The sequence below is a fragment of the Polyangium fumosum genome (assembly GCF_005144585.1).
Lineage (GTDB): Bacteria > Myxococcota_A > Polyangia > Polyangiales > Polyangiaceae > Polyangium > Polyangium fumosum.
Window position 1 is genome coordinate 57,941 of the sequence record NZ_SSMQ01000026.1, and the last position, 20,347, is coordinate 78,287.

16 protein-coding genes and 1 riboswitch are annotated in these 20,347 nt (G+C 69.0%); of the genes, 10 read left to right on the plus strand and 6 right to left on the minus strand.

The genetic code is table 11. From position 1 onward, the window contains the following. Nucleotides 1-43 precede the first annotated feature (43 nt). From E8A74_RS24200 to E8A74_RS24210, 3 genes are all read left to right on the plus strand, one after another. The gene (locus E8A74_RS24200; protein WP_136931429.1) at nucleotides 44-937 is read left to right on the plus strand and encodes a serine/threonine-protein kinase; all 894 of its coding nucleotides are present in this window, start codon (nucleotides 44-46) and stop codon (nucleotides 935-937) included. A 31-nt stretch (nucleotides 938-968) separates the two neighbouring features. Beyond that, a complete protein-coding gene (locus E8A74_RS24205; RefSeq protein ID WP_136931430.1) occupies nucleotides 969-2,474 on the plus strand; it encodes a serine/threonine-protein kinase in 1,506 nt (501 codons plus the stop codon). 181 nt (nucleotides 2,475-2,655) lie between these two features. Next, nucleotides 2,656-3,027 (plus strand): hypothetical protein, encoded by a 372-nt coding sequence (locus E8A74_RS24210; protein ID WP_136931431.1) that lies wholly within the window; start codon nucleotides 2,656-2,658, stop codon nucleotides 3,025-3,027. Nucleotides 3,028-3,070: 43 nt separating this feature from the next. Here the strand turns inward: E8A74_RS24210 and E8A74_RS24215 are convergent, their stop codons facing one another. From E8A74_RS24215 to E8A74_RS24225, 3 genes are all read right to left on the minus strand, one after another. After that, entirely contained in the window at nucleotides 3,071-5,281 is a 2,211-nt protein-coding gene (locus E8A74_RS24215; RefSeq protein ID WP_136931432.1) for a cyclic nucleotide-binding domain-containing protein, read from the minus strand. Continuing rightward, nucleotides 5,233-6,777, minus strand: coding sequence for a flavin-containing monooxygenase (locus E8A74_RS24220; RefSeq protein ID WP_170229332.1), 1,545 nt, complete (start codon nucleotides 6,775-6,777; stop codon nucleotides 5,233-5,235). The genes E8A74_RS24215 and E8A74_RS24220 overlap by 49 nt, the downstream gene beginning before the upstream one ends. Nucleotides 6,778-7,010: 233 nt before the next feature. After that, nucleotides 7,011-8,210, minus strand: a complete 1,200-nt coding sequence (locus E8A74_RS24225) for a cytochrome P450 (RefSeq protein ID WP_136931434.1) — start codon at nucleotides 8,208-8,210, stop codon at nucleotides 7,011-7,013. Between the two features lie 152 nt (nucleotides 8,211-8,362). Here E8A74_RS24225 and E8A74_RS24230 point away from each other — a divergent pair, with 152 nt between their 5' ends. Further along, a complete protein-coding gene (locus E8A74_RS24230) occupies nucleotides 8,363-8,968 on the plus strand; it encodes a TetR/AcrR family transcriptional regulator (RefSeq protein WP_136931435.1) in 606 nt (201 codons plus the stop codon). 27 nt (nucleotides 8,969-8,995) lie between these two features. On the opposite strand, the gene thiC is transcribed toward E8A74_RS24230, so the two are convergent. Beyond that, a complete protein-coding gene (gene thiC / locus E8A74_RS24235; protein ID WP_136931436.1) occupies nucleotides 8,996-10,876 on the minus strand; it encodes a phosphomethylpyrimidine synthase ThiC in 1,881 nt (626 codons plus the stop codon). Continuing rightward, nucleotides 10,865-10,978: riboswitch (TPP riboswitch) on the minus strand. (Overlaps the previous gene by 12 nt.) 113 nt (nucleotides 10,979-11,091) lie before the next feature. Between thiC and E8A74_RS24240 the strand changes: the two genes are divergently transcribed. The 5 genes from E8A74_RS24240 (at nucleotide 11,092) to E8A74_RS52620 (ending at nucleotide 16,361) form a co-directional block, all read left to right on the plus strand. Further along, a complete protein-coding gene (locus tag E8A74_RS24240) occupies nucleotides 11,092-11,577 on the plus strand; it encodes a nuclear transport factor 2 family protein (RefSeq protein WP_136931437.1) in 486 nt (161 codons plus the stop codon). Nucleotides 11,578-11,710: 133 nt separating this feature from the next. After that, nucleotides 11,711-13,720: a lysyl oxidase family protein gene (locus E8A74_RS24245; protein ID WP_136931438.1), complete on the plus strand. Its 2,010-nt coding sequence runs from the start codon at nucleotides 11,711-11,713 to the stop codon at nucleotides 13,718-13,720. 5 nt (nucleotides 13,721-13,725) lie between these two features. Beyond that, a complete protein-coding gene (locus tag E8A74_RS24250) occupies nucleotides 13,726-14,505 on the plus strand; it encodes a glycerophosphodiester phosphodiesterase family protein (protein WP_136931439.1) in 780 nt (259 codons plus the stop codon). Between the two features lie 205 nt (nucleotides 14,506-14,710). After that, the gene (locus E8A74_RS52615) at nucleotides 14,711-15,382 is read left to right on the plus strand and encodes a hypothetical protein (RefSeq protein WP_170229333.1); all 672 of its coding nucleotides are present in this window, start codon (nucleotides 14,711-14,713) and stop codon (nucleotides 15,380-15,382) included. A 577-nt stretch (nucleotides 15,383-15,959) separates the two neighbouring features. After that, the gene (locus E8A74_RS52620; protein ID WP_170229334.1) at nucleotides 15,960-16,361 is read left to right on the plus strand and encodes a hypothetical protein; all 402 of its coding nucleotides are present in this window, start codon (nucleotides 15,960-15,962) and stop codon (nucleotides 16,359-16,361) included. Between the two features lie 28 nt (nucleotides 16,362-16,389). Here E8A74_RS52620 and E8A74_RS24265 read toward each other — a convergent pair whose 3' ends face one another. Both E8A74_RS24265 and E8A74_RS24270 read right to left on the minus strand, forming a co-directional pair. After that, on the minus strand, nucleotides 16,390-17,073 hold the full coding sequence (locus E8A74_RS24265) for a response regulator (RefSeq protein WP_136931441.1): 684 nt from the start codon (nucleotides 17,071-17,073) through the stop codon (nucleotides 16,390-16,392). Between the two features lie 150 nt (nucleotides 17,074-17,223). Beyond that, entirely contained in the window at nucleotides 17,224-18,720 is a 1,497-nt protein-coding gene (locus E8A74_RS24270) for an ATP-binding protein (protein ID WP_170229335.1), read from the minus strand. A 161-nt stretch (nucleotides 18,721-18,881) separates the two neighbouring features. On the opposite strand from E8A74_RS24270, the gene E8A74_RS24275 reads away from it, so the two are divergent. Beyond that, the gene (locus E8A74_RS24275; RefSeq protein ID WP_136931443.1) at nucleotides 18,882-20,339 is read left to right on the plus strand and encodes a cell division protein ZapB; all 1,458 of its coding nucleotides are present in this window, start codon (nucleotides 18,882-18,884) and stop codon (nucleotides 20,337-20,339) included. Nucleotides 20,340-20,347: the final 8 nt, after the last annotated feature.

The window sequence follows — 20,347 nt, forward strand, 5'->3', positions numbered from 1 at the left end:
ACGGGCCTGCCGCGGCGGACGACGCGGCCAGACGAGGAGCACCATGTCGTATCGAGCGGGTGATGTCATCGACGGTCGGTACAAGCTCCTCGACCTCATCGGCAGCGGCGGCCACGGCTACGTGTTCCGCGCCGAGGACATGGACCTCAGCGCGCCCGTCGCCGTGAAGTGCCTCTTGCCGAACATCACGAGCGAGCCGATCTTCACGACGCGCATCGCCCGCGAGGCCCGCGCCATGGGCCTGCTCAGCGGCACGGCCGCGACGCAGATCCTCGCCTTCAACCGCTCGGACAACGGCACGCTCTACATCGTGATGGAGCTGCTCGAAGGCAAGGATCTCGAAGCCTACGTGCGCGGCGTCGAGGCGAAAGGCGCGCCCATGCCGATCGACAGCGCGCTCGAGATCATGCGGCCCGTCGCCGAGACGCTCTCCGCCGCGCACGCGCGCGGCATCGTGCACCGCGACGTCAAACCCGCGAACATCTTCGTCTTGCGGACGCGCGCGCGGGGACGCGTCCGCCTGCTCGATTTTGGCCTCGCCAAGGAGGTCGGAGGCTTCACGGTCACGCGCGACGGCACCATCGCCGGCTCCCCGACGTACATGGCGCCCGAGATCTGGGCCGGCAAACCCAAGGACCTCGACCATCGCGCCGACGTCTACTCGTTCGGCGCCGTCGTCTTCCGCATGATCGGCGGCAGGCTCCCGTTCCCGGCGCGCAAGATGGTGGAGCTGCTCCGCGCGGTCTCGACCGACCCGCGCCCGAGCCTGCGCGCGCTCCGCCCCGATCTGCCGGAGGCCGTGGATCCGTGGGTCGCGCGGGTGCTCGCGAGCCAGCCTGCGCACCGCTACCCGTCGATGCAGGAGGCGTGGATCGAGCTCTGCAAGGCGCTCGGGCGCCCCGCGGAGATGGAAGACGACGACCTCGGCGCGCCTTGAATCGCCGTTTGTCTGCCTTTACGCTCCCGGCATGTCGGGCCCCGGCGCGAACGCAGTCCCGATCTTCCTTCTCGCCCCAGCGCAGCTCTTTCACGAGCGGTACCGCATCGTACGCACGATCCGCACAGGCGGGATGGGCGCGGTCTACGAGGCCATGGATGAGCGCACGGCCGGCCGCCGCGCCCTGAAGATCATCCACGCGACCCTGCTCGACGAACACACGGACTTCAAAGCGCGCTTCGAACGCGAGGCGCGCATCCTCGGGGAGCTCGAGAGCGACCACATCGTGCGCGTCATCGACGCCGGCGTGGACACGCCCACGGGGCTGCCGTTCCTCGTGATGGAGCTCTTGCGCGGGCGTGATCTCGGCATGATCGTCGCCGAGCGCGGCGCCCTGCCCCCGGGCGAGGTGCGCACCTACCTCGCGCAGGCCGCGTTCGCGCTCGACAAGACCCACGCCGCGGGCATCGTCCACCGCGACATCAAGCCCGACAACCTCTTCCTCACGCACCGTGACGACGGCTCGCCGTGCCTCAAGTTGCTCGACTTCGGCATCGCCAAGGCCGACGGCCACCTCGGCATCGGGATGCAGACGAAGACCATCCTCGGCAGCCCTTATTTCATGGCGCCCGAGCAGATCTTCATGGACCAGCCCATCGGCCCCGCCGTCGACGTCTACGCGCTCGGGCACACCGCGTTCATGCTGCTCGCCGGGGGTCCGTACTGGGCCGAGGAGTTCGAGAAAGCGCCGTCGATCATCACGCTCGCGCGTTGCCTCGACAGCCCGCTGCCCGAGGCCACCTCGGCGCGGGCGCGGCGGCGCCACGGCGTGGAGCTGCCCGCGGCGCTCGACGCCTGGTTCCTGCAGTGCGTCGCGCGAAACCCCGACGATCGGTTCCCGAGCGCCTCCGCCGCGATCGTCGCCCTCTCCGACGCCCTCTTCCCCGGGGACGCCACGGCCGCGCGCCAGACCACGCCCCCTCCCCGCGAGCCCTACATTTCGGTGTCGTACGAGTCGACGCCGATCCCCGCGGCCCGCAGCTCCCGCCCTTCGACGCCGCCGGCGAGCGACCCCGCGAAGCACCCGACGCCGTCGCGGACGGGCCGGCACTCGACGCCGCCGAGCTCGCCGGACCGGGTGAAATCGTCGATCTCGCGTCCGCGGAGCGGCCACGTGGTCCGCGTGGAGCGCGAGCGCAGGCTCGTGCGGCTCGAAGTGTGGGGCTTCTGGACGGTTGATCAGGCGCGGGCCTATTACGAGGAGTTCGCGCGCGTGACGCAGCCGCTCTGGGGCAAACGCTGGCGCGTCCTCGCGAACACCGCGGAGTTCGCGGCCCAGAAGCCCGACGTGAGCGCGTACGTGGAGCGGACGATGGAGGTCGCCCAGAAAAACGGCTGCGTACGGGCCGCGAACATCGTGTCGAGCACGCTCACGAAGATGCAGCTCGCCCGCATGTCGGCCGAACAAGGCCTGGCCTCGTTTGCCTTCTTCCAGGACGAGGCCGAGGCCCTACGGTGGTTGCTCGACGGGACGTGAGGCGGCGCCGACGGGCGTCATCACCGTTCCTACGCACGCGAAACGAGGCCACGGTCGAGAGTGGACGTTCGCCGGCCGTCCCTTACGTACTCACGTGAGGGCTCGTCGTGGAACCGCGTTCGGTGAGAGGGCGTTTTTCCCTGTTGGCGAGGCGCGGCGCGGGCCCTCGGGGAGGGATCGTATGAAGAAGCTACAAGGGTTGGCGGCGTTGCTGTTCCTCTCGGGCGGGTCTGTGCTCCTCGGCGCCGGCTGCATGGCGACGATGGAAGACCCCGCGGAAGACGGAATCCAGGCCGGCGGGGAGGACACCGCCTCGGCAGGGCAGGAACAGCGGCGGGGTCGCCGGCGGTTCCGCTGGGGCGGCGGGGGCGGGCCCGGTGGAAGCCCCTGCGCCTGGCTCGAAAATGGCGCGTATTGCGGCGGCAACATGTACGAGCCCGGCAATCCCAACCGGCTCTACCGGTGCTATCAAGGCAGCCTCCTCAGCAGCCAGTGGTGCGGCGTCGGTCGGTGCGTGAAGAGGCCCCCGGGCCAACCCGATTTCTGCATCTGAGTCACGTGAGGTGCCCCCTCTCCTCCCGTCGGAGAGGGGGGGTTTACCCCAGCAAGAACTTCCGGATCCGACCCGCGACCCCCTCCGTGCCCACCTGCCGCATGCGGCCCTCGCGATCGAGCTGCCGCGCCGCGATGAGCAGGCCGAGCTCGACCACGAGCTGCGGGCGTGACTCGATGATCGGCGCGAGCGCCTGCTTGCTGATCTCGTAGAGCGTCGACTCGCACGTCGTCCGCACGGTCGCGATGCGCTCGCTGCCCGTGAGCAGCGCGACCTCGCCGAAAACCGCGCCGCGCTCCAGCGTGGCGACGGCGACGTCCTGGCCGCTCTGCTGGCGCACGAGGACCTCGACCGTGCCCGCGGCCAGCACGAAGAGCGACGAGCCCCGCTCCCCCTCGCGCACCACGCGATCGTGCGGGCCGTACACGACGGGACGTGTCTTCTGCGCGAGCCGCTCCACCTCGCGATCCGTCAGCGGCTTGAAGACCGGCACGCGCCGGAGGAGCGCCGCGATGTCGGCGTGCGTGGGCTCGGGGCCGAGGGAGAGCGGCTCGGCCGCGTCGAGCCCGCCGCCATAGCCGTCGCGCCGCTGCAGGGCGTCGACGAGGGCGCTGTCGCCGCGCATGTACGCCTCGAAGAGGCTCGCGGTGCGCGGGATGCACGCGTCGCCCGTGTGATCCATGAGCCCACGCTCGCGGGCGAACCGCGCGACCTCGTTCATCGACTGGCGGTACTGCCGGCACGCTGACGGGAAAACGCCGTCCTGATCACCGAAGGCGCCCGTCACCGACTCGGGCAACGCGTAGCTGCCGAAGACGCCGCGCTGGTGCCACATGGCGAAGTCGCGCGTGCGTTTGTCCAGCCACCCGAGCTCGGGGAACGCGGCGAGGCCGTTCTTGAGCACCGCGCGCTCGGCGTCGCGGAAGACGCGGTGCCAGGTCTCCTGCGCGTTCTCGACGTTCGGGCCGGCGAGGGCGATGGCGTGCTTGAGGTCCTCGTGGTGCGCGTGCAAGAACGCGAGCGTCGCCTTCTGCTTGCGCAGCAGGTTCGCGAAGCTCACGGGCCCCGCGGCGAGCAGGTCCGACGTGCGCGGGACGATCTCGCGCGTGGCCCAGACCCGCCTCCACGCCGCGACGTCGATCCGCTCGCGGATCTTCGCGAAGACAGGGCTCTTTTCAAACACCTGGCGCTCGGCCGGCGAGAGCAGATCCGGGTGCTCGGCCCGCACCGCCTCGAAGATGCCGAGGCACGTGAGCAGCTCCAGGTAGAGGCCCACCCGCAAGAGCCACGCGGGATCGGGGAGGTTTCGCCGCTGCTCGCCGAGGTCCTGCCGGATGGCGTGCAGGTAGAGCATCGCCTTGTCGGTCCCGATCGTGAGGACCGGGAACCACGGGTGGTAGCCGACGTGTAGATCCGGGATGTCCAGCGCGTCGGCTTGCAGCTTGGTGTCGGCCGGGATGAGCCGTTCGAGCAGCCGCGCGTAGAGCGAGCCGAAGCGGCCCGTGTCGTAGATCTCGGCCTCGATCGTGTCTTCGGAGACGTACTTGCTGCCGTCCGTGTGCAGGGCCAGCGTGACGCGGATCTTCTGGTGGAAGAGGTTCGCGAAGGTGAAGGGATCGGCGCCGTCGGGCGTACGCGCGCGCAGGGACGCGTCGACCTCGGACCAGTCGTAGCCGCGCCCCTCGGGGCTGCCTTCGCGGCGCGGCAGGAGGCCCTGCGGGCTCAACGTCGCCGCGTAGACGGTCTTGTAGAACTCGGCCCACGACGCGTCCGCGATCGCGGGGAACGGGTACGCGGCCGCGGAGACGACCTTCGGTTCGAGGACGACGCCCTGGAGCCCCGGGACGGGGCAAGGCGCGCCGTGGCCCTCGACGTGGGGCAGGAACGCGACCGACATGCGGACCTCGAACGTTCGATGGAACGGCGCGACGTACGCGTAGAGGTCCTTCACCTGGTAGAGCAGGCAGAGGTCGTCGGTCGGCGCGCCCTCGGCCGCGGTCGACACGAGGCCGGCGTGCTCGCTCGCGCCGAGCCCGGGGCCGAGCGCCTCGTCCAGGGGCCTTCGGCCGGCCTCGAACGGGACGATATCGATCGCCGGCTCGAGCTCGGCGGACTCCTCCATCGGGTCCTTGCGCGACTCGAGCTCGCGCATGTACGCCCGCACGAACGCGAGTTTGTCCTCCCAGGACATCCCCGCGACGGGGCTCAGGAGAAGGCGTTTGAAGAGCTTCTTGAAGTCTCGGGGGTTGTGCATGCTTCGTCGCGATCACGCGCCTGCCGGGCGCGCGTATCGAGCTCCTCCTCGAGGTCCGCGTAGAGCGAAGGATCCACCGGAAGGAGGAACTCGCGGAAGGGATTTTGCGGCAGCCTCCGCGTCCGCGCTCCCATGTCCCGGCAAAGGTCGTCGATGTAGTGGAAGTTCCAGGGCACGACGCACGCGCCGGCCGTGAACGCGTCCGGCCGCTCGCGCTTGCGGTAGGCGATCCACTCGTCGATGCGCGCGATCACCTCCTCCCGCGGCGGCAGCTTCATCCGGCCCAGGAAGAGCTCGCAGAGCCACCGCGCCCCGACCTCCGAGGTGAGCTGGCTGTAGAGGCTGTTCACGAAGCCGCAAAAGCCGAGTCCCGGGACGTCGGGATGGTAGAGGCCACGATAAAGCCGGAACGTTCCGTCCTCGTCCTGCACGACGCGCCGGAGCGAGGGGTCGAGGAAAGGGAACTCCTGGCGGAAGCCCGTCCCGAAGATCACGACGTCGGCCGGGATGCGCTTTCCCTGGGAGGTCTCCACGGCGCCTTCGTGAAACCGAGCGATCTCGCCCCGCGCGAGCTTCAGCGTCCCGCGCTGCGCGGCCTCGTAAAAGCCTGGGGGCGTCATGTTCAGCGAGCAACCGACGCCGCTCAGCGGCATCTCGGGCCGGAGGCCGCTCTTGCTGAGCCCGAGGTCCATGTCGAGGGCGGCCATGACCCCGCCCCAGTACTGGGCGACGAACCCGCTGGCCCTCTCGTGGAGCGCGCGCTCAAAACCCTCGGCGCCCGGGTACGGGAAAAACATCTCGGTGAAGCGGTTCAGGAGCAGGTACTTCGTGGGCACGACCCCGAAGAGGAACCGCGGCGCCTTCCAGCCGACGCTCCGGTGGACGAGCGTCACCTCGCGGGCGGGCTCCACCGAGAGGGCAGCCACGTCGCACGCCGACTTCGAGAACCCCACGACGACCACACGTTTGCCCCGGAGGAGGCTCGTGTCGTGAAATGCCGTCGTGTGCAGCACGACGCCCCCGTTCGCCTCGAACGCCTCGCGCCCGGGGGCCTCGGGGATGTGCGGCAGGCTGAAGAGGCCGCTCGAAAGGATCACCTGATCGAAAGCGTGGGTTTTCCGCTCGGATTCGGGCGCGCCGACAGGCCGCGTGTCCACGGCGAACCCGCCTCCGTCGCGCCGGCGAACCTGATCGACCTGGGTGCGCAGGCGGACGTGCCGTGTCACGCCGAAATGGTCGGCGTACCTCGAAAGATAGGCCTGGACCTCTGCGCCCGCGGGCCACTCGGGGTAGTGGCTGGGCATGGGAAAATCGGAGAATGCGTAGGTGTCGCGGGCGTTTTGCGTCTGGAGGCCGGGGTAGCGGCGCGAGCGCGCCCAGACGCCGCCGACCTCGTCCTCTTTTTCGAACACCGTGACGTCGAAGCCGCCCCGCAGGAACGTCTTCGCAGCCACGAGCCCGCTCAATCCGCCCCCGATGATCCCCACCGATGCCATACGCCCCTCCATGCTCGAAGAAAGAACCCGGATGGTAGGGCAAAGGGAGGCCGGGGGCTAGAGCGCCGACCCGTTCGGCGCTCTGCGAGATCGCGCAGCGAGCTCGCCTCGGGGGGTGAATCGCCCGGGCTTTGCCTGGGCGAGAGGGGGACGCGAGGCGTCCCCCTCGGGACAAAAGAGCTAGAACATCGAGCGGTTGTCGAACCGCTCGATGTTCTAGAGCGCCGACCTGCTCACCAGGTGACCGGGAACTCGTGCATGCCGTAGACGGCGGAGCCGTCCTTGAACGAGAGCTCCTCGAAAGGCACGGCGGCCCGCAGCTCGGGGATGCGCTTGAAGAGCGTGTCGATGACGATCTGCAGCTCCAGCCGCGCGAGGTTCTGGCCGAGGCACTGGTGCTGGCCGTATCCGAACGCGAGGTGATTCCGGGAGTTCCGCGCGAGGTCGAGCTCGTCGGCGTTCTCGAAGACCTCCGGATCACGATTGCCCGTGTTGGCGAGGGCGAAGACGCCTTCTCCAGCCTTGATGGTCACGCCGCCGATCTCCACGTCCTCCTTCGCGACCCGGCCGAGCGCGGACTCCGCAATGGTGAAGTACCGCAAGAGCTCCTCGACAGCGCTGAGGGTCTTCGAAGGGTCCTCCCGGAGAGCGGCGAGCTTCTCCGGGTGCTGGAGCAGCACCAGCGTGCTCAGCGAGATCATGTTCGCGGTGGTCTCGTGCCCGGCGAGCAGGAGCAGAAACGCCATGCTCACCATGCCCTCGAAGTCGACGGCGCCATTCTCGAGCTGCTTCTGGATCTGGCGGCTGAGCAGATCGTCGGTAGGGTTCTGCACCTTGGCGCCCACGAGCTGGCCGAGATACGTCATGAGCGCGACGACCGATCCCATGATCACCTCGGCCGGCGCCTTCTGATTGACGACGTTCGCAGAATGCGTCTGGAAGAACTCGTGATCGGCGTAGGGCACGCCGAGCAGCTCGCAAATGACGAGCGAAGGCACCGGCAAGGAGAGCGCCTGCACGAGGTCGACCGGGCGCGGCCCGGCGAGCATGGCGTCGATGTGCTGGTCCACGATCTGCTGGATGCGCGGCGCGAGCGCGTTCATCCGCTGGAGCGTGAACTCACCGAGCACCGCCCTTCGCGCGGGCCCGTGCTCGGGCGGGTCCAGTTCGAGCAGCATCGGCTTGAGGTTGCTCGACGGCGGGCGCTCGTACGCGAGCGAGGGGAAATTGGGGTCGCGCCGGTTCGAGCTGAACCGCGGGTCGGACAGGATCGTCCGGATGTCCTTGTGGCTCGTGGCGACCCACACGACCCTTCCATTGGGGAGTTTGACCTTGGAGAGGGGCGCCTCCTCGCGGAGCTTGCGATGCTCCACGGGCGGCGCGAACGGGCAGGTTCGGGTGACGGGAAGCGTGGGAACGGCATCGGCGGACATGGTTCACCTCGATTGGGGCGTCCAGGCTAGCCGGCCGGCAAGCACAGCACAAGCCGATCGGCTAGGAGGGGGAGCGTGGAAAGCGTGCCGATCGGAAAGCGTGCCGGACGACGAGGAGCCGGAGTAGTGTCCGGGGCCCGCGAGGAGAGCGCATGACTGCCGGCACCGCCGCCACCGACACCCGATCTCGACTGCTCGACACCGCGCTGAGGCTGTTCAGTGAGCACGGGGTGGAGGGCACGTCGTTGCAGATGATCGCCGACGAGCTCGGCGTCACGAAGGCCGCCGTCTACTACCACTTCAAGACGAAGGACGAGATCACGGAGGCCGTCGCCGCGCCCGCGGTCCAGGAGCTCGGCCAGATCGCCGAGGAGGCGCGGAAGAAACGGAGCCGGGGCGCGCAGATCGATCAGGCGCTGACGGGATTCGTCGAGCTCATCGTTCGCCAGCGCTTGCTGCTCGGCCTGTACAACCGCGACCCGGGGATGCAGCGGGTCGTCAACAGGACGCTCCAGGCGCCGCACGGCGAGGACGTCAAAACCGGAATGAAGACGGTGCTCGCCGGCGAGGACCCGAGCCTGGCCGACGCGATCACGGTGCACGTGGTGTTCACGGGCCTCGCAATGGCCGGCGGCGCGCCCGAATACGCGGGCATCGACGACGACACGTTGCGCGAGCACCTGCTCGACGCGGGCCGGCGGCTGCTCGGCCGCCCCCGCCCCAAACGCCCGGGCCACGGCGGGAGGGTCGAGCCGTGACCACCCCCCCACCGCCCCATTCAAACCTCAGACCTTCCGGTAAATCTCGCTCCCGCCCTCGACGAACTCGGCGCTCTTCTCCTTCAGGCCGCGCACGAGCGCCTTCTCGGGCAACACCTCGCCCTTCTCGGCGGCGTATTTGCGCACGTCCTCGGTGATCTTCATCGAGCAGAAATGGGGGCCGCACATCGAGCAGAAATGGGCGACCTTGGCATTCTCGCTCGGGAGCGTCTCGTCGTGGAACGCGCGGGCCCGCTCCGGATCGAGGCCGAGGTTGAACTGGTCTTCCCAGCGGAACTCGAAGCGCGCCTTGCTCATCGCGTCGTCGCGCGCCTGCGCGCCGGGGTGGCCCTTCGCGAGATCGGCCGCGTGCGCCGCGATCTTGTAGGTGATCACGCCCTCCTTCACGTCGTCGCGGTTCGGCAGGCCGAGGTGCTCCTTCGGCGTGACGTAACAGAGCATCGCCGTGCCGAACCAGCCGATCATGGCGGCGCCGATGCCGCTCGTGAAATGGTCGTAGCCGGGCGCGATGTCGGTCGTGAGCGGCCCGAGCGTGTAAAACGGCGCCTCGTGGCAGATGCGGAGCTGCTCGGTCATGTTGTGCTCGATCATGTGCATCGGCACGTGGCCCGGGCCCTCGATCATGACCTGCACGTCGTGCTTCCACGCGATCTGCGTGAGCTCGCCGAGCGTCGCGAGCTCGCCCATCTGCGCGTCGTCGTTCGCGTCCGCGATGCTGCCGGGCCGGAGGCCGTCGCCGAGCGAGAAGCTCACGTCGTAGGCCTTCATGATCTCGCAGATCTCCTCGAAATGCGTGTAGAGGAAGTTCTCCTCGTGGTGCGCGAGGCACCATTTCGCGAGGATCGATCCGCCGCGCGAGACGATGCCCGTCAATCGGTTCGCCGTGAGCGGGACGTAACGAAGCAGGACGCCCGCGTGAATCGTGAAGTAATCGACGCCCTGCTCGGCCTGCTCGATCAGCGTGTCGCGGTAGATCTCCCAGGTGAGGTCCTCGGCCTTGCCGCCGACCTTTTCGAGGGCCTGGTAAATCGGCACGGTGCCGATCGGGACGGGCGCATTGCGGAGGATCCACTCGCGCGTCTCGTGGATGTTCCGACCCGTGGAGAGATCCATCACGGTATCGGCGCCCCAGCGGATGGACCAGACCATCTTCTCGACCTCCTCCTCGATCGAGGAGGTGACCGCGCTGTTGCCGATGTTCGCGTTGATCTTCACGAGGAAGTTCCGGCCGATGATCATCGGCTCGACCTCGGGGTGATTGACGTTCGCCGGGATGATCGCCCGGCCGCGCGCGACCTCGTCGCGGACGAACGCGGGCGTGATCTGCTCGGGGATCGCCGCGCCGAAGGAGCGCCCCGGGTGCTGCATGCGGATCCGCGCCGCCGCCCGCTGCTGCTCGCGGATCGCGACGAACTCCATCTCGGGCGTGATGATCCCCCGCCGTGCATAATGCATCTGCGTGACGTTTTTCCCGGCCGCGGCGCGCAGCGGCCGGCGCGGCGCGTGAAACCGCAATGCGTCGAGCGAGCGATCGTCGAGGCGCTTCTGGCCGTACTCCGAGCTGACGCGCGGCAGCTCCGTCACGTCCTCGCGCGAGCGGATCCACGCGGCGCGCAGCGGCGAGAGGCCCTTGCGGACGTCGATCTCGGCCTCGGGATCGGTGTACGGGCCGCTCGTGTCGTAGACGGCGACGGGCGGGTTCGGCACGAGGCGCACGGCGTCGCCGTGACCTTCACGCGTGGGCGTCTGCGAGATTTCGCGCAGCGGGACACGCAGGTCCGGGTGGAGGACACCCGGCAGGTAGGTCTTCTTCGATCCGGGCAGCGGCCCGCGCGTGATGGTCTGGAGGCGGGCCTCGTCGACCCGCTGCTGTTTCACGGTGCTCATGACACTTCCCTCCGCCGGTACGAACCGGTTCAGGTTCCAAGGGTTCGGCCCGTCACGAATGCGGCGAGGCCGTCTCAGCCCGAGGCTCCCCTAGGTCGAGGTGTCGGTCTGGTCGAACCTGGGCCCGGCGTCAACGGAGGAACGACACACGAGGGGCCGGGCGCGGCGGGCGCCTTGACGTCTCGGCCGACCCGTGGTCCGCTCGCCCGGCCGCCATGCACCCGAATCAAGCCTTGATCGAACAATTTTATCGGGCGTTCCAGAAACGGGACGCCGAGGGAATGATCGCCTGTTATCACCCCGACGTCGCGTTCTCGGACGCGGTCTTCGTGGGCCTCCGCGCAGCCGAGGCGCGCGGGATGTGGCGCATGCTCTGCGAGCGAGGGAAAGACCTCACGCTCGAATTCAGCGACGCGCGCGCCGATGATTCCACGGGCAGCGCGCACTGGGAGGCCCGGTATTCGTTCTCGGCGACGGGCCGGCAGGTGCACAACGTGATCGACGCCTCGTTCGAGTTCCGCGACGGCAAGATCATCCGCCACACGGATCGATTCGACCTCGGGCGCTGGACCCGCATGGCGCTCGGGCTCCCCGGGCTCGTGCTCGGCTGGACGCCATTCTTCCAGAACGCGGTGCGTAAAAAGGCGCGGAAGGGGCTCGCCGACTACATGGCGAAGAACCCCGAGCGCGCCGGGGGCTGACGCCGCGGCCGCCGGGGAGGATCCCCGCGGCCCCCCGCACTTCGCGCGTGGCTCTCGACGCAGGTCCGCTTATCATGCGAGCTCCGACGGCCGCGCGCGCGGCCCCTTCCGGACCCCAACGGCGAGGCTTCGCATGCGATATCGACGGCTCATCCCGCTCTGCTTTCTCCCGGCCCTCCACGTGCTCGTTCCCGGCTGCTCGGACGACGTCTCCGCGTTCGGGATCGCCGACGCGGTCGTCACGATCGACGCGCGCGCCAAGCCCGGCGCCGCGGTCAACGTCAAGGTCGACGCACGAAATAGCGGACAGGCGACCTGGGTGCCCGGCGAGGTCACGCTCGCGCTGCCGGACGGGCAAGGCTTCACGAGCGCGTCGCTCGCGCTCGCGGGCGAGGTGGATCCGGGCGGCACCGGCACGTTCCAGGGCAAGCTGACCGCGCCCGTGCGCACGGGGCTCTTCAAGCTGAACTTCGACGCGCGGTACGAGGGCGAGAAGTTCGGCGCGATCGCCTCGCCCGCGACCGAGATCACGTGTAACGACGGCGTCTACTGCAACGGCGCGGAGCGGCTCGTCGCGGGGCAGTGTGTGAGCGGGCCGAACCCGTGCGACGACGACGCCGAATGCACGACGGATAGCTGCGACGAGGCGTCGGACACCTGCAAGCACGAGCTCGGACCGGGCTGCGCGTCCTGCACCTCGGATTGCACGCCGGATTGCACGGGCAAGGTCTGCGGCGACAACGGCTGCGGCGGGAGCTGCGGGAGCTGTCCCGCGGGCCAGGCGTGCGCGAACGCGACGAACGAGTGCAAACCCGCGAACCAGCCCGGATCCTGCGCGGCGCCGCTCGATCTGCTCCCTGCGGGCACGGCGCTCGTCGGGGTCCACCAGATCACGGGAGACACGACGAACGGCCTGCACGAGGTCGTGCCGACGTGCAACTCGACGAGCACGGCCGTCGAGGCCGTCTACAAGTTCGAGCTGACCGAGAAGATGGGCATCGAGGCGCGCGTCTATAGCTACGACACGGTGCTGCACATCCGGAAGGAAGACCCGGCGACGCCCGCAAACGAGTGCCTGGACGACAAACCCGCCGCGACCGTGGGTTGCAGCGACGACGCCTCGCCGCCCGGCGATTACGGCTCACGCGTGGACGCGGCGCTCGATCCGGGGACGTATTACCTCATCGTCGACGGGTTCGACGCCTCCCAGCACGGCGCGTTCGACCTGCAGGTGAAGTTCACGGCGAACGGCTGCGTCCCGCATTGCGACGGCCTGTATTGCGGCACGGACGACGGCTGCGGCGGCGACTGCGGGACGTGCGACACGGGGTTCGCCTGCTCGGCCGAGGGGCGCTGTCGGAAGGATCCGTGCACGCCGGACTGCGCGGACAAACAATGCGGCGACGACGGCTGCGGCGGGACGTGTGGCTCGTGCGCCGAGGGCTCGCTCTGCGTGCCGGCGACGTCGAAATGCCAGGTCTTCGCGGACTGCAACAACGAGACGCCGGTGTGTGATCCCCCCTGCGGCGCGGGCGAGTTCTGCGGGACGGACTGCGGCTGCCACGCGGCGAACGAGCCGATGGCGGATCTCGTGATCGACGAGAAGCGGCTCGCCGAGGAGATCCTCTTCGACGAGCTCGACGTGAGCCCGAACTCGTGCGCGTTCATCGAGGAATGCGTGGGCGGGACGGGCCTGCGGAAGCTGCTCCGCTTCAGCGTGGAGGCGAAGAACCAGGGCATGGCGACGCTCACGGTGCCGCCGCCGTCGGAGCGGCCGGATCTGTTCCTCTTCTCGCCCTGCCACGGCCATTACCACTTCAACGGGTTCGCGACGTACGCGCTGCTCGACAAGGACGGCAAGGAGATCGTGACCGGGCGCAAGCAGGCGTATTGCATGGAGGACACGCAGCAGATCGCCCTCGGCCCGAACGTGGGCTGCAACAAGATCTACACGTGCGAGGATCAAGGCATCCAGCGCGGCTGGTCGGATCTTTATGGCAACACGCTCGATTGCCAGTGGCTCGACATCACGGGCGTGCCGGCGGGGGATTACTTCATCCAGGTGAAGCTGAACCCGAGCCGCGAGTTCGAGGAGGTCAGCCTCGACAACAACACGGCCACGGTGCCGGTGACGATCCAGTAATCCCCATGCATTACAAGGACGGCCCCCGCCCCCGCCTGTTCGCGCACCGCGGCGCCTCGGCCGCGGCGCCCGAGAACACGCTGCCCGCCTTCGCCGCCGCGCTCGCGGCGGGGGCGGACCGCCTCGAGCTCGACGTCCACCTCACGGCCGACGAGGAGGTGATCGTCCTGCACGACGAGGACGTGGCGCGCACGACGGACGGCGCGGGGCCGGCCTCGAAGAGACGTTTCGCGGAGATTCGCGCGCTCGACGCGGGATACACGTTCACGGATCCGGACGGCGCGTTTCCCTTTCGAGGCCGCGGCATCCGGATCCCGACGCTCGCCGAGGTGCTCACGTCGCTGCCGGGCGTGCCGCTCAACATCGAGCTGAAGGTCGACGACGAGGCGCTCGTCACCGCGGTGAAATGGGTGCTCGATCGGCACGACGGGCGGGAGCGGGTGCTGCTGACGGCGGAGACGGGCTCGCTCATGGGGAAGATCCGACAGCGGATCCCGGGGGTGCTGACGGGGATGAGCTTGCCCGAGTCGCTTGCGTTTCTCTGCAATGGGGGAAACCCGGGCTACGTGGCGCGGGGGTTTGCCTTGCAGGTGCCGACGAGCCTGGCGGGGATCCCGATCGTGACGCCGTATTTCGTGGAGGTCGCGCACACGTGCGGGCTGGAGGTGCACGCGTGGGTGATCAACGACGAGGCCGAGATGCGCGCGCTCCTCGCGATGGGCGTGGATGGGATCATGACGGACGACCCGGAGCTCGGCGCGCGGGTGCTCGGTCGGGGGAGCTGAGGCGGGCCGGTTTCGCGGCGGGGGTCGACAGCAAAGTCGCTCGCGCCGACGGCAACGTCGCTCGCGCCGACGGGTCGTGGGCAGTTCTGCCCAATGGCCGCTTCCGTTTCCGCGACCGCGACCGCCTCCGCTTGGCGCTCTGAGGCAACTCGATCTGCCTCAGGCTCCGTGGTAGCGTGTTCTGTATCTCCTCACGCGAATGATCATGGGCACCAAGAAACGGGGCGGGGGTCGGGTGGCCATCGCGGCATCGATCGCGTTCGTGTGCGCGTGCGGCGCGCGGTCGGAGATCGAGACGATGGGTCCGGCTCCGGCTGCCAGCACGACCTCGAGCTGCCATAACAACGGCGACGCAGGTGAAGGAGGAGAGGCCCAGGTTCCGGGCTGCGTTCTCCTTGCCTCCCACATCAACGGTGCGGACCTCGACCCCACAACCCTGACAATGCCGGAGTCATCCCCCCCAGGACCCCACCCCGTCGTAGGATACTGGGATGTGGTGGACAACAGCCTCTCCATCGTCGGCCACACCGGCAAGGGCCCCTGGTTTCAGCTCTGGAGCAACGACATCGACGCCCTGGCCTGCGGGAAGTCGTTGCCCCTCGTTCCCACCATGAGCGAGGCGGTGCAAAACCACGTCTTCCTGATGTGGGCGACGGCTGGTGCTACTTGGTGGGCCAGCGCCACGGGCACGCTCCACGTCGTCGCGTACGAGCCTAGCGCGAGCACGGAGCAGCGACCCATCCACATCGAAATCCACGGCGCATCCATGGTGCCAGGCCCCACGGAGGTCGGTAGCCCGACCAACCACGCCAGTGGGACCTTCACCGCCGACCTTTCGTGCCGACTCGAGGAGTTCTGGAACGTCGCATTCAACTGAAGGCGTGTTCGAGGACGGCAAGGCTCCGCGCGGGTGGGAGGTAGGGCAACCCTACGTCGCGAGATCGAGCCCGTCTACGCGATTACGCAAGAACGACCCACGGATCGGGAAAACTGCCCAGCTCCCGCCGACGGCAACGTCGCTCGCGCCAACGGCAACGTCGCTCGCGCCGACGGCAACGTCGCTCGCGCCGACGGCAACGTCGCTCGCGCCAACGGCAACGTCGCTCGCGCCAACGGCAACGTCGCTCGCGCCAACGGCAACGTCGCTCGCGCTGACGGCAACGTCGCTCGCGCCGACGGCAACGTCGCTCGCGCCAACGGCAACGTCGCTCGCGCTGACGGCAACGTCGCTCGCGCCAACGGCAACGTCGCTCGCGCTGACGGCAACGTCGCTCGCGCTGACGGCAACGTCGCTCGCGCTGACGGCAACGTCGCTCGCGCTGGCGGCAACGTCGCTCAGACACAGGTTCCGCCCCCGATTGACGGCGGACGGACGGGCTCCATGTCCCCGTGCAGACGGGGCTGCCTGCGCGGCCGTGGCGGTCGATCAGAGCATCCCCTCGGGGGGAGTCACCATGAAGAGCATCTGGATGGGCGCCGCATTGCTGATCGCGGGCCTCTTCACGAGCGCGGCCGCCGACGCCGCCTGCACGAGGAATCCATTCCGAATGGGCTGGGACGCCGCGAATCAGGCGTGTCAGGACATCGCACAGGGGTATACGCCCATGCCTTGGGGCTACCGGCGGTTGGCGAGCGGCGAGTTCGTCCCGATCCCGGAGCCGGAGCGGACCTGCACATGGCAAGACGTCGTGGAGTGCAAGAACGCGGCGGCCCAGTATCTCCGCCGATTCCCGAATCAGGGCTGCGCCCAGCTCATCCGGCGCGACGTTCGGCTGACGAGCTCGCGCGGCACGCCCATCGGAACCGCCCAGCAGGTCTGGCGGACCTACCTCAACACCACCTGCAACCTGCCGTAGGCTGCTGCGCCTGCGGATCCCGCCGATTCTAGAATTTTCCCCGTACCCAGCCCGTGGACGAGGTCACGGTCCGCTGCGAGTGCGGCGCCGTGTCGGGCGAGCGTTGCGAGAGGGGCGACGCGTCGAAGCTGCGCTGCGACAAAGGCGCGGCATCCGAGGGGCGCGTCAAAGGCAATGAGGCGGCCGACAAGGGCGGGAGCGACTGGGACGAGGAGCCAGAGAGAGGCGGCACCTCCGAGGGCCGCGTCATGCGCGGCGGGACGTCGGTGCGCGGGCCGGGCGGCGCCGTGCTCGGCCGGATGCTCTCCGGGGCGCGGTCCCGCTTCTGCCACGTGCCATTCAGATACTCTTCGACGCGCGAGGCGAGCTCGTCGCCGTCGTTCGTCTTCGGGATGAACCCCGACGCGCCCGTGCTGAGCACGAGGCTCTGAAGCTCCCGCGCCGGCCGGTCGGAGTGAAAAACGATGGGGCACGAAAGGATGCCCTTCTGGAGGGCCACCTCGACCAGCTTGCCCCCGTGCAGCGCCGGCATGTTGACGTCGACGAGCACGAGATCCGGCTGTTCACGCGCCACGGCCGCGCCGAAGCCAAACGGCGAGTCGAGCGTGATCACCTCGAAACCACGAGATTGCAGGAGCAGCTTGACGAGCTCGCGGCAAATCTCGCTGTCGTCGACCACGAGAATCCGTCGCTTCGTCGTGCTCGCGCTCATGGCTGCCTCTCGCTTACCGAGGGTGGTAACGCCCGCGCGTCATGCCCGGGCCATTGACACCATCGTATCTGAGGTGCCGTTGCCACGGCAAGAAGGACGTAACCCCGAGGCACGATTCGCGCGCGGCGGAAAAACCGGTGTATGGACGGCTCAGAATACCTCGGGCCGCACGAGCAGGACGTCGGCCCCGTCGACCGTCACGATCTCGGCAGGGCAATCGTCGGCCGTCGGGCAGAGGCGCGTCGCTACGGCCGCGTACGGCTCGCCGCCTGCACGAAGCGTGAAGCGTTCCTCCCCACGCCGAACCTCGATCCGCACGCCCTCGCCGCTCTGCGCGCCGCCCGGTGGCGCCATATCGAAGTATTCCACAGGATCGAGAGCGGGCATCCCTCCCTCGGCCGGCAAGACACGAACGCCGGGCCCGGTCGCCACGGCAAGGACGAGGTCGGCGCCCCGCGCAGGAAAACAAATGACGGGGAGCACATGGCTCGCCTGAGGGACGCGGAGCCGGAGCGTCGTGCCCTGGCCGCGGCGCGTGGTGATGGAGATACACCCGCCGACCCGCTGGATGGCGGCACGCGCCGCGTCGAGGCCGATGCCGCGGCCCGAGACGTCCGTGACCTCGGTCCGCGTGGACAGGCCGGGACGAAAGAGCAGCTCCGTGAGCTCGTCGTCCTCGGCGCGCAGGGCGATCTCCGGCGTGGAGAGGCCGAGGTCGATCGCCCGCGCCCGCACGGCTTCGAGGTTCACGCCCGCGCCGTCGTCCTCGACCGAGATCTCGATCTCGCCGCCCTTTTGCCGCGCCGAGACACAAATCGACGCCTCGGGCGTTTTGCCCGCGGCCCTACGCGCCTCGGGCCGCTCGATGCCGTGATCCACCGCGTTGCGGAGCGCATGCAGGAGGACGACTTCGACCGACTCGGCGACCTCGGCGCGGACGCGCACGTCGTCCACGGCAAAGGCGACGCGGACCTCCTTGCCGAGGCTCTCCGCGAGGACACGCGCCGCCTCCTCGTGCGGCGCGAGCCGCGGCGCGAGGGTGACGGCCGAGAGCGAGGTGACCTCCGCGGAGAGCGCGCGGACGACGTCGCCGAGCCGCCCGCGCGCGCGCCCGGCCGCGACGTGCTCCAAAAACACGCGCACCGCGAGGGCCGCGAGGCGCCGCTGCGTGGCCATCGATACACGATCGGGGAGATCCACGACGGCGCTGCGGGACCCGGGCACGCGCGGGGGGTTTTCGGGCTCGTCGGCCGAGACCTCGGCGAGGACCTCCTCGATCTGATGGACGAACCCCTCGACATCCATGCCGGCGCTCGGGGCCGCGTCTTTGCGGCGGAGCATCACGATCATGAAGCGGATGGCCATGGTCACGACGAGGTCGACCTCGTCGGGCACGCGACGGCCGCGCCGCGCCACAGCCGCGACGAGGCCTTCGAGGGCGTGGCAGAGCGTGGCGAGCCCGCCGAAGTGCATCATCCGGGCTTCGCCTTTGAGCGTGTGCAGCTCCTGCTGCATCGCGGCGGCGACCTCGGGCGCGCCCTCGCCGTGCATGAAGTTGCCCCAATCGCCCTCGACGCGGTCGAGCCGTTCGAGCGCCACGCCGCGGAAACGGCCGAGCAGCTCGCTGGGAAGCGCGGCCGGGCTCAAAAGGCCTCTCGCCGCACGGCAGGATCGCTCACGGGTTTGGACAACAAATGCGCCCCCTGGACGGGAGGCATCATACCCGAAGCAAAGAGCGAAGCGGGAGCGCAATCAGCGCTCGACGGGGCCGTTCGGTCCCTGTAGGGTCGCGCGTCGGAGCAGAGGTCATGAGGAAGCCGCTCGGGATCGTGCTCTTCCTGTCCGTCGTCGGAATCGTGCCTCGTACGACGCGGGCCGCGGACGGGGATGGAAAGGGCGCGCCGGAGGCGCGTGAGCGGACCGCGATGGAGCGGCTCGACGCGCTCGAAGAGGAGAACCGCCGCATGCGCGCGCGCGTGGCGGAGCTCGAGCGCGCGGCAAAGCAGAACGAAGCGACGCGCGAGAAGGTCGCGAAGCTCGAGGACGACGCGAGCTTCTTCGATCAGCAGATCGCAAAGCTCCTGCCGATCGCGAGCCGGCTCGGGGGCTACCTCGACTTCGGGTTTTTCCGGGCGACGGGGACGGGCGCGGGCATACGGAGCGACCGCGGATATCGATATTTCCCGGAGTACGAGGGCGACATCCCGGCGTCGTGGGTCTTTTATGGCGACCCGCTCTCGACGATGGTGAACGCGCGCGGCGAGCCGGCGGACACGGGCGAATCGCGGGCGCTCACGTTCGACGCGATCGATAGCGGCGGCAAATCGTCGTTCGCGGTGAACGCGCTGAACATGCAGCTCTTCGCGGCGCCGCACGAGGACCTCACGCTGACGGCGTCGATCGACTTCGCGCCGCGGGGGCGGGACGTGTCGGTGCCGGGGGATCGTGCGCTCGGCGATTTCATCGACGTGAAGCTCGCGTACGCCGAGTATCTCGTCCCGATCGAGCGCTTCGAGCTCAGCCTTTATGCCGGGAAGTTCGATTCGGTGCTCGGCTGGGAGTACCGCAGCCGCGAGGCGACCGACCGGCTCACCGTGACGCCGTCCTTGCTCTGCCGATACACCTGCGGATCGCCGCTCGGGCTGAAGGCGCGCGGGAAATTCTGGGACGGCGCGATGATCCTGAACGTGGCCGTGACGAACGGCAGCCATGGAAGCGAGACGTTTCCCTTTCACGGCGAACTCGATCGAAACGACTGGAAGACCGTGGCGGGCCGCATCGCCTCGCGCGCGCCGCTCGGCGCGGGGCTCGAGGTCGGTCTGTCGGGCTCGATCGGCGCGCAGGACCTGCAAAGCGCCGAGGACGCGATGCACACGCACGTCGGCGTGGACCTGCACCTCGATTGGCACGATTTCGATGTGACGGCCGAGTTCCTGCAAGGCGTGGTCGATGGGAAGAGCGCGCAGGGGGACACGAAATGTGGCCTCGCCCCCTGCCTCCGGTACCGCGGAGCTTATGTCCAGGTGGGCTATCGGGTGCTGAACTGGCTCACGCCTTATGCGCGGGTCGACGTGCGCGACGCGGTACATCGGAGCGGCGTGAGCTTCGTCTACCAGTCGCAGGTCCTGCGCGCGACGGCCGGGGTGCGGATGGAGCTCGGTACCCACCTCATCCTGAAGGCCGAGTACAATCTGAACCGCGAGCTGGGCCGCGCCCCCCAGTTTCCGAACGACGTGTTCACGAGCTCGATGCTCCTGAAATACTGAAGCTCCCG